This is a genomic window from Sphingomonas sp. (genome assembly GCF_965227385.1).
In the GTDB taxonomy this organism is placed as follows: domain Bacteria; phylum Pseudomonadota; class Alphaproteobacteria; order Sphingomonadales; family Sphingomonadaceae; genus Sphingomonas.
This window is the reverse complement of record NZ_OZ245750.1, coordinates 1,075,089-1,088,345: the sequence shown is the minus strand read 5'-3', so window position 1 is coordinate 1,088,345 and position 13,257 is coordinate 1,075,089. Positions and strand designations below refer to the sequence as shown.

Genomic DNA, 13,257 nt, shown 5'->3' with positions numbered 1-13,257 from the left:
GCAACGCGTGCCGCCATGATCCTTGAATGTCCCGATTGCCGAACACGCTATCTGGTTCCCGACACCGCCATCGGTGCCGAGGGACGGACGGTCCGTTGCGCCAGTTGCAAGCATAGCTGGTTCCAGGCCCCGCTCGCCACGGCGGGCAGCCCGGCGCCGACCCCGGCACCCGATCTGGTGCGCGCAGACGCCTATTCGCAGCCGCCCGAGGACAAGCCGCGCGACTATGATCCGTTCGCGCACGAGCCGCCGTTCAAGCCCCGCCGCAATCCCGAAAAGCGCTGGACTGCCGCGGCGGCGATCGCCGGGCTGTCGATGACTTTGGGCGCGGTCGCGATCATCTGGACCGGTGCGCCCGGCCTTGCCGCTCAGCTGGGCCTGCCGATCGGGGCGGCGCAGACCCCGTTGATCTTCACCGCCCAGTCGGTCGAGCGCAAGCCGCGCCTCAATGGCGGCGAGCTGTTCGTGGTCAGCGGGCAGGTGATGAATCCGACCAAGGAGACGCAGCGCGTCCCCAATATCCTGGCCGAGCTGCGCGACGTGAACAACACGATTGTCTACAGCTGGACCATCACCCCGGACCCCCGCACCCTTCCCGCCGGGGGCAGCCTCGACTTCAACAGCGGCAAGCTGGACGTGCCGCAGACCGGCAAGACGATCCAGTTCAGCTTTTCCGGCGAAGGCGGCGAATAACCCACCAGAGCCGCCCGCCGTTGAGCAGGGCGGCGGCGATCATCCCGCTGCCCGAAGCATAGACCAGCCCCATCGGGCCCCAGCCGTGCTGGACGGTCCATAGTCCGATCGCGCCGGTGAGCAGGAAGAAAGCGAGGATGCCGTTGAGGCCGGCGACGACCTGATCGCCGAGCGAGCGCAGCGCGTAGACGAACACGACCTGCAGCCCGTCGAACAGGATGAACGGCGCCCACACCGCCAGCATCAGCGCGGCGAGCGTCGCGACCTCGGCCGAAGCAGGGAAGCCCGATACGATCAGGACCGGCGTGAAGGTCAGCGGCAGCGCGAGCAGGCCGAGGATCAGCGCGGCGAGGATCGCGGCGATGCCGGTGCGCGGCCCGGCCTGTGCCGGAACCCCTTCCCCCACCGCGTTACCCGCGCGCACGCCTGCTGCCGAACCCAGGCCGAGCGCGAAGGCGAAGGTGACGTTGTGGACCGAGAACACGATCTGAAAGGCGTGCGTGACCGATTCGCCGAGCTGGGTCGACAACGCGATCAGGATCGAAAAACCCGCAAGCTCCAGCCCCGACGCGACTGCGGGCACCGCGCCGAAGGCGATCAGCCGACCGACGCCACGCCACATCACCGGCGTGCCGATGTCGCTCCAGTCGCGCACGCCGCGCTCCTTCGCGCGGGGCAGGGTGAGCGCGGCGGCGGTCATGGCGACCGCGCCGACGATGGTCGCGATGACGGTCGCGCTCGCCGCGCCGACTGCGCCGAATTGCGGAAGGCCGAACTGGCCGGTGGCGAGGATCCAGGCGAGTACCGCGTTGAGGGGCAGGATCGAGAGGTTGACCGCCATCACCCGGCGCGGGCGGCTGACGCCTTCGAGGAAGAAACTCGCCGCGACGATGACCAGCTGAAACGGATAGGCGAGCGCCATGGTCTGCACGACGCGCGCCGCATCGGGGGCGATGCCGGGATCGACGCCGACGCCGCGGAGCATCGGGAGCGCAAAGACGAACAGCAGCGCGCCGCTGATCAGGCCGAGGATGCCGCCGAGGACCAGCCCCTGCCGCAGAACCGCGCCGGTGGCGGGCAGGTCCTTGGCCCCATCGGCGCGGGAGGAGAAGACGAGGACGCCGGTGAGCCAGCCCAGCGCGACGACGATGCCGATGAAGGTCAGTGTCCGACTCGCGCCCAATGCCGCCACCTCATGCGTGCTGACGAGGCCGACGACGATGACGTCGGTGACGTGCAGGATCGTCCAGTTGAGGCCGGTCAGCACCACCGGCCAGGCCAGCGCGAGGATGCGGCGAATCTCCGCGCGGGTTTCGAGGGTCAGTGTCATGGGGCGGTCGCCTTAGCCGCAGAGTGGCGCGGACAAAAGGGAGGTTGCATGCCCCCCGGCGCTTTGCTAGGGGCCGCTGCCTTACCAGCCACCCGGTTCATCGGGTGGGCGAAATCAGTGCGGTCGTGGCGGAACTGGTAGACGCGCAACGTTGAGGTCGTTGTGGCCGAAAGGCCGTGGAAGTTCGAGTCTTCTCGACCGCACCATTTCTTGAAAAATCTAACTAAATTAACCCCTTAAGGGGCCGCTGGCGCGCGACATGTGCCGCGCGCCATGCGTCACCTCAGAACGGCACGTCGTCGTCGAGATCGTCGGGGAAGCCGCCGCCGGCGTTGCCGCCGCTGCTGCCGCCACCACGGTTGCCGCCGCCATAGCCGCCACCGCTACCACCGCCGAAGCCGCCGCCGCCGCGATTGCTCGACTGGCCCGCGAACGCGTCATCGCCGCCGCCCCAGTCATCCGCGCCGCGACCACCGCCGCCGCCCATGCCACCGCCCTGACCGCCGCCGGGACCGTCGAGCATTACCAGCTTGGCGTCGAAGCCCTGCAGCACCACTTCGGTCGAATAGCGGTCCTGGCCCTGCTGATCCTGCCATTTGCGAGTCTGCAGCTGGCCCTCGAGATACACCTTCGAGCCCTTGCGCAGATAGCGTTCGGCGACATTCGCCAGACCTTCGCTGAAGATCGCGACGCTGTGCCACTCGGTCCGCTCCTTGCGCTCGCCGCTGTTGCGGTCCTTCCAGCTTTCGCTGGTCGCGATGCGCAGGTTCACGACCTTGCCGCCGTTGGAAAAGGACCGGCTTTCGGGATCGCGCCCGAGATTACCGACCAGGATGACCTTGTTGACGCTGCCCGCCATGGAAACTCCACTGCTAATTCGATATCGAGGGACGAATGGCCGATATCCTTAACCTCAACAAGGCGCGAAAGGCACGCGCGAAGGCGCAGGCCGCCGCAAAGGCTGTGGAGAACCGCGCCAAATTCGGGCGCACCAAGGCCGAAAAGGCACGTGACACCGCCGAGAAAGCGCGATTTGCGCGCACATTGGACCAGTCGCAGCGCGATTGAATCCGTCGCCGGACGCGGAAGTTTACACTCACTTTACACCATCGCAAACGCCGCGGCGGGTGTCGCGTGACCGTTATGCCGGAATGGCACCGAAAATGGCGAGTCGCGGGCACATTGGGGAACAGAAGCAGAATTTGCACGTGTAGGAATGACCTTGATTGGCCTGCAGCCGATCACAGCTGCGTGACGAAGCACCGGTGGAGGAGTATGCCGCAGCCCGTGCGCCGCACAGAATGGGCGGGAGGGACGATCAGACGGTTGATGTCGTACCCCCGTTCCGCTAGCTGTTGTATATGACTAACACACGAGTTCCCCCGCGAGCGCTCGCCGTCGGCGGCATGATCGCGGCCCTGGCGTGCGCGCCGATGGCCGAGGCGAAGACCAACCCAGCGCTGCCGGATATGACCGCGACGCTGCGCGAACAGCGGGTGGAGAGCGCGTCGGTGGCGCTGATCCGCAAGGGCCGGATCGTCGCGACGGCGGCTTGGGGGATGGCGGGCCCGGGGCGGGCGGCGAGCGTCGCCACGCCCTATAATCTGGCGTCGCTGACCAAGCCGCTGACGGCGGAGGTCATTCTGCGGCTGGTATCGGCCGGGCAATTGTCGCTCGATGCGCCGATCGACCGCTATTGGAGCGACCCCGATCTGGCGCGCGATCCGCGGCGGATGAAGCTGACGGTCCGCATGGCGCTGAGCCATCGCACGGGATTCCCGAACTGGCGCGATTCCAACGGGCTTGCCTTCGACTTCGATCCCGGCACGGCAACGCGCTATTCGGGAGAGGGCTATCAATATGCTGCGCGCTATGCCGAGCATCGCACCGGTCAGGCGTTCGAGACGCTGGCGGCGCGCTGGTTGTTCGCGCCGGTGCGGATGCGCGCCACGGGCTATGTGTCCGCACAGGGCGTGACCCAACCGATCGCCACGCCGCATGACGCGGACGGCGCGCCGCTGCCGGTCGAGCCGGTCGCGCGCTATAACGCCGCCGACCTGGCCCATGCGACGGCGCGCGATTATGCGCGTTTCATGATCGCGGCGCGGAACGATCGGGGGCTGGATGCGACCATCGCCGCAGAACGCAGCCGATCGCAGGCAGACCTGACTGCGGAAATCTGTAGTGGGGCGAAAGCGGCGAGCTGTCCGCCGTGGATCGGGTTCGGGCTGGGCTGGCAGCTGCTTGGCTTTGCCGGTGGCACGACGATGCTCCATACGGGCAAGGATCCTGGCGCCTTCACCTTTGCCGCGATCGATCGCGCGCGCGGCGATGGCATCGTCATCCTGACCAACAGCGACAATGGATGGCGGGTCATCCTGCCCATCCTGGAACGGACCGGGAGCGATCCAAAGCTGATCGCCTTTCTGCGCGGCCAGATGAGCTGACGGGCGAAGCGTCCGCCCGCTAAAGCCCCAGCGCCGTCGCCGTCCAATAGGTCAGCCCCGCCGCCACGTACGCTGCCGCGAACAGATAGACGATCATCACGATCGGCCATTTCCAGCCGTTGGTCTCACGCCGCGCGACGGCGATGGTCGAGAGGCATTGCGGGGCGAAGACGAACCAGGCGAGGAAGGCGAGTGCCGTGGGGAGGGGCCAGCCCTGTGCCAGTTTCTCGCCAAGCGCCGCTGCGCCGGTTTCCTCGTCCGGGGCGTCGATGGCGTAGACGGTCTGGAGCGCGGAGACCGCCACTTCGCGTGCGGCCATGGCGGGGATCACCGCGAGGCTCATTTCGTGGTTGAAGCCGATCGGGGCGAGGACGACTTCGAGGCCCGATGCGATGCGGCCGGCGACCGAATATTCGCTCTGCTTTACCCCCTCCGGCGCGACGGGATAGGAGGCGAGCAGCCATAGCGCGACGGTGACGCCGAGGATGATGGTGCCCGCGCGGCGCAGGAAGACATAGGCGCGCTGCCACAAGCCGATCAGCAGGTCGCGGAGCGAGGGGAGCTGATAGCGCGGCATTTCCATCATGAAGCCGCCGCTCTTGCCGCGCGTCGCGGTCATGCGCAGCACGAAGGCGGCGAGGATCGCGCCGACGATGCCGAGGACATAGAGGCCGAACAGCACCAGCCCCTGCAGCCCGATGCCGGGAGCGACGTCACGCGCGGGGATGAACGCGCCGATGATCAGCATATAGACCGGGAGTCGCGCCGAGCAGGTCATCAGCGGCGCGATCAGGATCGTGGTCAGCCGCTCTTTCGGATCGTCGATCGAGCGCGCGGCCATGATGCCGGGGATTGCGCAGGCGAAGGACGAGAGCAACGGGATGAAAGCGCGGCCCGACAGGCCGACCAGCGACATCAGGCGATCCATCAGGAAGGCCGCGCGGACCATGTAGCCGGTCGCTTCGAGCAGCAGGATGAAAAAGAACAGGATCAGGATCTGGGGCAGGAACACCACCACCGATCCGACGCCGGCGATGATCCCCTGAACGATCAGGTCGCCGATAAAGCCGCTGGGCAGATTCTCCTGCGCGTGGGCGCCGAGCCATTCCTGAGTCCCCTCGATCCAGCCGATCGGGGCTTCGGACCAGCTGTACACCGCCTGGAACATCACGAAGAACAAAGCGATCAGGATCAGCCAGCCCGCGACGGGATGGAGCACGACATTATCGACCGCGCGGGTGAAGGCGCGGCTGCGCGGTTGATCGGTGATGGCGAGCGCGGCGATGCGGCGGGCGTCGCGCTGGAAGTAAGTGATATCGGATTCGGGCGTCGCGGGAGCGGCGGGTCGGCTTGCCCGGAGCACGCCATCGAGTGCGACGCGCAGGTCGTCGAGCCCGCGCTTGCGCACCGCGACGGTGTTGACGACCGGCACGCCGAGTTCGGCGGACAGCGCATCGGCGTCGATCGTCAGGCCGTCGCGCGTTGCCATGTCGATCATGTTGAGCGCGACCACCATCGGGCGACCGAGCTGACGCAGCTGAAGCACGAAGCGCAGATGGTTTTCGAGGTTCGAGGCGTCGGCGACGACGATCAGCGCGTCGGGGAGGCGTTCGCCTTCCTGCTTTCCGAGCACGACGTCGCGGGTGACGGCTTCGTCGGGGCTGGACGGATCGAGGCTGTAGGTACCGGGCAGGTCGACCAGCTCGACCGGGCGGCCATCGTTGAGCGCGAGGCGGCCCGAATGGCGCTCGACTGTCACGCCGGGATAATTGCCGACCTTTTGCCGCGCGCCGGTGAGCGCGTTGAACAGGGCGGTCTTGCCGGCATTGGGGTTGCCGACCAGGGCGACGAGCGGTTGGGCGTTCATGCGGCGGGTGCCTTGAGATGGATCGCCTGGACGATGTGACGGCGCAGCGCGACGGTCATGCGGCCGATGCGCACCGCGGCGGGACCGCCGAACCAGCCCACCGGGCGGATCAGTTCGACCTCGACCCCTTCATCCAGCCCGAATTCGCGCAGGCGGCGCACTTCGTGCGGGGCTAGCGCGGACCAGTCGATCGTGGCGACGGTAGCAGGGAGGTTGCGCGGCGCACGCGCGAGGGAGTCGGTCATGTTGCGAGCGATTATCAAGAGCGACGGGGAAATGCCAGCGGAATGCGACTCTATCACCTTGCCGCCCACGGCGTGGATACTGCGAGGTTGCAAAACAGGCCGCCTTCGCGCACCCGCTGATGCGCAACTTATCCAGATAGATAGACAGTGATGACCGACACCGCTCTCCGTGACGCCGCCCTCACCTCAAAGGCATGGCCTTATGAAGAGGCGCGCAAGCTGCTCAAGCGCTATCCCGACGGGAAGCCGGGCGGTGCGCCGGTGTTGTTCGAGACCGGCTATGGCCCGTCGGGGCTGCCGCATATCGGGACGTTCAACGAAGTGCTGCGCACGACGATGGTACGGCGCGCGTTCGAGACACTGTCGGATCAGCCGACGCGGCTGATCGCGTTCAGCGACGATATGGATGGCCTGCGCAAGGTGCCGGACAATGTGCCGAATGGCGAGATGCTGGCGCACTATATCGGCCATCCGCTGACCAAGGTGCCCGACCCGTTCGGCAAGTTCGAAAGCTTCGCGGCGCATAATAATGCGATGCTGCGGGAGTTTCTCGATCGGTTCGGGTTCGACTATGAGTTCGCGTCGTCCACCGACTATTACGGGTCGGGCAAGTTCGACGACGCGCTGCGGCTCGTCCTGCGCAACTATCAGGGCATCATGGACGTGATGCTGCCGACGCTGCGCGCGGAGCGGCAGGCGACCTATTCGCCGGTGCTGCCGATCAGCCCCAAGACGGGCATCGTGCTGCAGGTGCCGATCGAGGTGCTGGATCCCGAGACGGGGATGATCGCGTTCACCGACAGCAGCGATGGCAAGGGGGGCGAGCGGATCGAGCAGACCATCTTTGGCGGCAAGTCGAAGCTGCAGTGGAAGGCCGACTGGGCGATGCGCTGGGTCGCGCTGGGCGTCGATTACGAGATGGCGGGCAAGGACCTGATCGATTCGGTGACGCAATCGGGCAAGATCGCGCGCGTGTTGGGCGGGCGGCCGCCCGAGGGATTCAATTACGAGCTGTTCCTCGACGCCAAGGGCGAGAAGATTTCGAAGACCAAGGGCAATGGACTGTCGATCGAGCAGTGGCTGACGTACGGCCCCGACGAGTCGCTCGCCTTCTACATCTATCGCGAGCCGAAAAAGGCCAAGGCGCTGCATCTGGGGCTGATCCCGCGCGCGGTGGACGATTACTGGCAGTTCCGCGCCGCCTATGCCGACCAGCCGGTCGAGCAGCGGCTGGGCAATCCGGTGCATCATATCCATAACGGCCCGCCGCCGGCCGAGACGCTGCCGGTGACGTTCGGGCTGCTGCTCAACCTGGTCGGGGTGCTGCGCGAGCCGACGGTCGAGCAGGTGTGGGGCTATCTGGGCAATTATGTGCCCAATGCGACGGCGGCGAACTGGCCCGCGCTGGATGCGCTGATCGGTTATGCGATTGCCTATGTTCGCGATGTGGCGGAGAAGCCGGTGCGGCGCGCCCCCGAGGGGGTCGAGGTCGCGGCGCTGCAGGATCTCGACGCGCAGCTCGCCGCTGCTGGGGCGGATGCCTCGGCCGAGGATCTGCAGAACATCGTCTATGAGATCGGCAAGGCGCATTTCGGCAAGGAAGCGCTGCGCGACTGGTTCAAGGCGCTGTACGGGACGCTGCTGGGATCGTCGCAGGGGCCGCGTATGGGCAGCTTCATCGCGCTGTATGGCGTGGAGAATAGCCGCAAGCTGATCGCCGAGGCGCTGGCGAAGGTTTAATTCGCCTCCTCCGGCGCCAGCCAGCGCAGGCGGGCGGTGCCGCTGCCGTTGCCGGTGACGCGGGCGTCCACGCCGGCTTGCGTGAGGGCGTCGACCACGGTCTGCGCGCGATTGCCCGACACGCCGAGCGGGAGCTTGATCCGCTGTGCCGCCCAGATCGCGGTGGCGAGCGGTTCGGCGTCCGGCTTGTCGTCCGCTACCGCGATGTCGGGGAGGGCGGCCACCGGCGGGATCAGCGTGACGGTCCAGCCCTGAACTCCTGCGGCGACGCGGGTTTCGAGCGCGCGATAGGCGGCGAGGTTGGCGCCGGGCAGCGGGGCGGCGTTGACCACTGCGCGGCGATTGTCGCGGTCGAGCATCACCGCGTCGGGCTTGACCCCGGCGATCAGCGCGAGCTGTTCCTGCGCGCGCGCGGCGAGGCGGTTGGCGGCACTGGCGCTGGAGGCTTGCGCGGCCGCGACCTGCGCCGCTTCCGCCTGGGCGCCGGTGCCGACGCGGATCTGTTCGAGCTCGACCGCAACCGGGCGGCCGACCAGTTCGCGCAGCACGGCGGTAGCGCGGGCTTCCGCCTCGGCACGCAATTGGGGTGTCAGCACGGTGGCGGTGACGCGGACGGGCTGCGCCTCGTAATCGATCTCGACCTGGCTCAGGCGCGCGGCGCCCTCAAACTCGCTGCTGATCACTTCGCGGATCTGGCGCGAGGCGTTGGCTTCCCAGCCGAGCTGGACGAGGACCAGACCCAGCGGAATCGCGAAGGCAGCAAGCGCGACGGTGACGACGATCGTCTGCAGCATCGTGTGCTGGGGCGAGAGGTGCGAGCCGAAGCCATAGAGGCGCGCGACCACGGCGGCGGCCACCGCGATGGTGATGAGATTGGTAAGGAACAGCAGCAGCGATCCGGCGAACACCGTCCAGTTCCAGGTTGCGAGGCCGAAGCCGACAACGGCGAGCGGCGGCATCAACGCGGTGGCGATGGCGACGCCGACCACCGTCCCCGCCCTGCCCCGGATCATCGCATAGGCCCCGGCGAGCGCGGAGAAGAGCGCGATCATCAGATCGAACAGATTGGGGCGGGTCCGCGCTGCAATTTCGGTCGTCACATTCTGGATCGGCGAGACCAGCACCAGCAATGCCGTGAACAGCACCGCGATGACGATGCCGAGCGCGAGCGCGATGGCAGCGGTGCGGATCTCGTTCCAGTCGAAGGTGGCGAGGCCGAAGCCAAGGCCGATGATCGGCCCCATCAGCGGCGAAATCAGCATCGCGCCGATGACGACCGCTGGCGAAGAAAGCAGCAGGCCGAGTACCGCGATGCCCGCCGACATCAATGTCATGAAGGCATAGCGGCCGGTGAAGCCGGCGTCTTCACGCACCTTTTCGACGACATCGACATGATCGACCGTGGCGATCACCCGCGTCCGCCACCAGGCGACGACCGGATTATCGGGCTTCAACAATGCGATGCTCATATCGCGCCTCTAAGGGGTTTGCCGCAGTGCCGCCAGCGGTTAGGCAGGTGGCGAACCGCAATCACAGGAGCAACGCATGGCCGCACGGAACGACCAGGCAGGACGATCGGTGCTGCGCCGATTTTTGCAGAGCGAGGCCGCGGGCGGCATCATCCTGATGGCGGCCGCAGCGCTGGCGATGCTCGTCGCAAATCTGCCCGGTATTTCGGAGGCCTATTTCCACCTGCTGCACCTCGACACCGGGCCGGTGATCAGCCCGAAATACGGGTCGATGAGCGTGCATCTGTGGATCAACGATGCGCTGATGGCGATCTTCTTTCTGTTCGTGGGGCTGGAGATCAAGCGCGAGTTCATCGACGGGCAGCTCGCTACCTGGGAGCATCGGCGGTTGCCGATCGTCGCGGCGGCGGCGGGCATGGTGGGGCCGGCTTTGGTCTATCTGTTCATCACCGGATGGGATGGCCCGCTGGTCAATGGCTGGGCAATTCCGGCGGCGACCGACATCGCCTTTGCCATCGGCGTACTGGCGCTGCTCGGCAGCCGCGCGCCGGCCTCGCTCAAGCTGTTCCTGACCACTGTGGCGATCGTCGATGACATGGGCGCGGTCGCGATCATCGCGATCGCCTATACCGCCGAGCTGTCGACGCTCTACCTCGCGCTCGGCGCGCTGGTGATGGCAACGATGTATGTGCTGAACCGCAGCGGGGTGAAGCGGCTGTGGCCATACCTGCTGCTGGGCGCGGCGCTTTGGTATTTCGTGTTCATGTCGGGCGTGCACGCGACGATTGCGGGCGTGCTGACCGCGATGATGGTGCCGATCACCACCAGCCCGGGCGCGTGCGACGACGCCGAATCGCCGCTGCACAAGCTGGAGCATGCGCTCGCCCCCTGGGTCGCCTATCTGATCGTGCCGGTGTTCGGCTTTGCCAATGCCGGCGTCAGCCTGGCCGGCATGTCACCCGCCATCCTGCTCGAACCGCTGCCGCTGGGCATTGCGGCGGGCCTGTTCATCGGCAAGCAATTCGGCATTTTCGGGAGCATCTGGCTGTCCGCAAAGCTGCGCTTTGCCGCGCCGCCGGGCGGGGCGACCTGGCTGCAGCTCTATGCCGTGGCGATGCTGTGCGGCATCGGCTTTACGATGAGCCTGTTCATCGGCGGGCTGGCCTTCCCCGGCAATGAGTTGCTGGTCGATGAGGTCAAGATCGGCGTGCTGACCGGGTCGATCCTGTCGGCGGTGATCGGCTATACCATCCTGCGGCTTGCGCCACGCTGGAGTGAAGGCGGCAAGGGCGACGCCGATCTGGTCGGTTGATGCGCTGCTTCTACGATCCGGGGCAGCTGGCGCATGCCCCGGCGCGCGAGCTGCATAATGGCGCGTTCGTGCCCTATGCCGAAACGCCCGCGCGCGCGGCGGCGATTGCCGCAACGCTGGGCGCGACCGAGCTGCCGCAGGATCGCGGCGAGGCACCCATCCGCGCGGTGCATGACGCGGGGTACGTCGAGTTCCTCAAGACCGCCCCGACGCGCTGGGCCGAGGCGGGGCGGCCGGGCGATGTCATGGGCTATGTCTGGCCGACACGGCGGCGGCCGGGGCTGAAGCTCGACCGGATCGATGCGCTGGTCGGCCAGTACAGCATCGACGTGGTCACGCCGCTGACGCCGCAGAGCTGGGACGCCGCCTATCGCAGCACGCAATGCGCGCTGGCGGCGACGCACGCTGTGCTGGCGGGCGCGCGGGCGGCGTTCGCGCTGTCGCGACCGCCCGGGCATCATGCCGGGGCCGACTATATGGGCGGATATTGCTACCTCAACCATGTCGCGGTGGCGGCGCAGGCGGCGCGCGATGCGGGGGTAGAGCGGGTCGCGATCCTCGACATCGACTATCACCACGGCAACGGGACGCAGGATATCTTTTGGGAGCGCGGCGACGTGTTCTTCGCCTCGATCCATGCCGATCCGGCGACGGACTTCCCCTTTTACTGGGGCCATGCTGACGAGGTCGGCGAGGGCGCGGGCGAAGGCGCGACGCTGAACCTGCCGCTCCCGCGCGGTACGAAGATCGATGCGTTCCGGGCGGCGCAGGACCGGGCGCTGGCGGCGATTGCGGCGTCCGGCGCGGAGTTTCTGATGGTCAGTTTCGGGGCGGACACGTTCGTCGGCGATCCGATTTCGCAATTCGCGCTGGAGACGGCGGACTATGCGGTGCTGGGGCGCGATATCGCTGCCGCCGGGCTGCCGACTGCGGTGGTCATGGAGGGCGGCTATGCGATCGACGCGCTGGGGGCGAATGTTGCGAGCTTTTTCAGCCGGTTTTGAAGGGGGCGGGAATTTTTTTCGCGGGCATGGAACCAAATGCGATGCGGGGACGTTGTTACCCTGCTTGATCGAGAGAAAGAGCATTTAGACGACCCGAACCCATGTGGAACGGATCGTTCAGGGAGCCCCGCCGCAGCGATGCGACGGGGCTTACTTGTTTCTACTGCTTGAAGCAGTGGTCGCGGTGCCACTTAAGAAATTGCGGATGAGGCTGCTCGGAAACGACCTGTGGCGCGGTGGCGCGTCCGCTTCGGTTTAGAAGACCCTCGATGCTGTGGCGATCATTGACGTGCCGCGACACGAGAATTGTCAGGTCGTCGGCGAGTGAAATCAGACCCCTGTCAAACATCCAATGCACGGTGCCGGAGAGAGCAAGGCCATTGGTCACAATGTCAGGGCCGTTGCGCTCCACCGGCTGGATGTGCGCCGCTTGAACCTCTGCGCGACCGCCACCGTTGATCAGCTTGAGCCCGGTGAGCGCGCACCGCTCTCCATAGGCCGTCAGCACTTTCTTTCGAAATGCCCTGTCGCGAGAGATGCGAGATGTCAGGATCGCAACCCTATCTCGCTCACCGAAGTCGAACGGCATTGTCTCTTCACGCACGCGCTGATCGCTGGGCAGGGCATCGTCGCGGGGGAGGAGATCATCATCTGTGGCGTCGAGCCCGGCGTTGGCGATACGGATGAAGTCCTGCCGGCTTAGCGGTCGCACCGCAGCTTGGGCCCGCCCGGATATCGCCCCGGCGTCATTCAGCAGGCCCTGTTCGATCGGCACACCATGGGTCGTAAAGGGAATGTTCGTGCCGAACTCAATAAACGACGATGTGTCGATGATCGCGTAATACATACCGGCACTATCAGCGTCTGGTTCGATCCGATCGACACGAGCCATTGCCCAGTAACCCTTGCTATTCCGAACCTTGACCGGCTCGTAATAGACGATCCAGTCCCCGACACATTGCTGCGCGCGACCCAGATACTGTTTCGGGAAATGATATCGGTGGGCCGGCGTATCCTTGTAGCGCGAGTCCTCGCGATGGATGAATACGCCGTTCGCCATGCCTGCCTCCATCGGCAGAGTGGCGACAAAATCGAGAAGATTCAAACGAAAGGCGCCGCCGACCTTTCGGCCGGCGGCGCCTTCCTGCAT

The 13,257-nt window shown here is 66.4% G+C and carries 12 protein-coding genes and 1 tRNA gene; 7 read left to right on the top strand and 6 right to left on the bottom strand.

Annotation, left to right across the window (positions count from 1 at the left end):
* The first annotated feature begins 15 nt into the window (after nucleotides 1-15).
* Nucleotides 16-693, top strand: a complete 678-nt coding sequence (locus tag ACO05N_RS05310; protein WP_422056132.1) for a zinc-ribbon domain-containing protein — start codon at nucleotides 16-18, stop codon at nucleotides 691-693.
* On the opposite strand, the gene ACO05N_RS05305 is transcribed toward ACO05N_RS05310, so the two are convergent.
* Nucleotides 665-2,023, bottom strand: a complete 1,359-nt coding sequence (locus ACO05N_RS05305) for an MATE family efflux transporter (protein ID WP_422056131.1) — start codon at nucleotides 2,021-2,023, stop codon at nucleotides 665-667. The genes ACO05N_RS05310 and ACO05N_RS05305 overlap by 29 nt on opposite strands.
* 119 nt (nucleotides 2,024-2,142) lie before the next feature.
* Here ACO05N_RS05305 and ACO05N_RS05300 point away from each other — a divergent pair.
* Nucleotides 2,143-2,229, top strand: a tRNA-Leu gene (locus ACO05N_RS05300).
* A gap of 77 nt (nucleotides 2,230-2,306) precedes the next feature.
* Here ACO05N_RS05300 and ssb read toward each other — a convergent pair.
* Nucleotides 2,307-2,882, bottom strand: coding sequence for a single-stranded DNA-binding protein (gene ssb / locus ACO05N_RS05295; protein ID WP_422056130.1), 576 nt, complete (start codon nucleotides 2,880-2,882; stop codon nucleotides 2,307-2,309).
* A 35-nt stretch (nucleotides 2,883-2,917) separates the two neighbouring features.
* Between ssb and ACO05N_RS05290 the strand changes: the two genes are divergently transcribed.
* Both ACO05N_RS05290 and ACO05N_RS05285 read left to right on the top strand, forming a co-directional pair.
* Nucleotides 2,918-3,091, top strand: a complete 174-nt coding sequence (locus ACO05N_RS05290) for a DUF4169 family protein (RefSeq protein ID WP_422056129.1) — start codon at nucleotides 2,918-2,920, stop codon at nucleotides 3,089-3,091.
* A gap of 338 nt (nucleotides 3,092-3,429) precedes the next feature.
* Nucleotides 3,430-4,470: a serine hydrolase domain-containing protein gene (locus ACO05N_RS05285; protein WP_422056128.1), complete on the top strand. Its 1,041-nt coding sequence runs from the start codon at nucleotides 3,430-3,432 to the stop codon at nucleotides 4,468-4,470.
* Nucleotides 4,471-4,489: 19 nt separating this feature from the next.
* Here ACO05N_RS05285 and feoB read toward each other — a convergent pair whose 3' ends face one another.
* Both feoB and ACO05N_RS05275 read right to left on the bottom strand, forming a co-directional pair.
* Nucleotides 4,490-6,337 carry a ferrous iron transporter B gene (feoB, locus tag ACO05N_RS05280; RefSeq protein ID WP_422056127.1) on the bottom strand — a complete coding sequence of 616 codons (1,848 nt, stop codon included), beginning with the start codon at nucleotides 6,335-6,337 and terminating at the stop codon, nucleotides 4,490-4,492.
* Nucleotides 6,334-6,582: a FeoA family protein gene (locus ACO05N_RS05275; protein ID WP_156442774.1), complete on the bottom strand. Its 249-nt coding sequence runs from the start codon at nucleotides 6,580-6,582 to the stop codon at nucleotides 6,334-6,336. Before ACO05N_RS05275 ends, feoB begins: the two co-directional genes overlap by 4 nt.
* 150 nt (nucleotides 6,583-6,732) lie before the next feature.
* Between ACO05N_RS05275 and ACO05N_RS05270 the strand changes: the two genes are divergently transcribed.
* Entirely contained in the window at nucleotides 6,733-8,322 is a 1,590-nt protein-coding gene (locus ACO05N_RS05270) for a lysine--tRNA ligase (protein ID WP_422056126.1), read from the top strand.
* Here ACO05N_RS05270 and ACO05N_RS05265 read toward each other — a convergent pair.
* Entirely contained in the window at nucleotides 8,319-9,791 is a 1,473-nt protein-coding gene (locus tag ACO05N_RS05265) for a DUF389 domain-containing protein (RefSeq protein WP_422056125.1), read from the bottom strand. The genes ACO05N_RS05270 and ACO05N_RS05265 overlap by 4 nt on opposite strands.
* A gap of 76 nt (nucleotides 9,792-9,867) precedes the next feature.
* Here ACO05N_RS05265 and nhaA point away from each other — a divergent pair, with 76 nt between their 5' ends.
* Nucleotides 9,868-11,103 (top strand): Na+/H+ antiporter NhaA, encoded by a 1,236-nt coding sequence (nhaA, locus tag ACO05N_RS05260; RefSeq protein ID WP_422056124.1) that lies wholly within the window; start codon nucleotides 9,868-9,870, stop codon nucleotides 11,101-11,103.
* Entirely contained in the window at nucleotides 11,103-12,107 is a 1,005-nt protein-coding gene (locus ACO05N_RS05255) for a histone deacetylase family protein (RefSeq protein WP_422056123.1), read from the top strand. Before nhaA ends, ACO05N_RS05255 begins: the two co-directional genes overlap by 1 nt.
* A 160-nt stretch (nucleotides 12,108-12,267) precedes the next feature.
* On the opposite strand, the gene ACO05N_RS05250 is transcribed toward ACO05N_RS05255, so the two are convergent.
* Nucleotides 12,268-13,257: an HNH endonuclease gene (locus ACO05N_RS05250; protein ID WP_422056122.1), complete on the bottom strand. Its 990-nt coding sequence runs from the start codon at nucleotides 13,255-13,257 to the stop codon at nucleotides 12,268-12,270.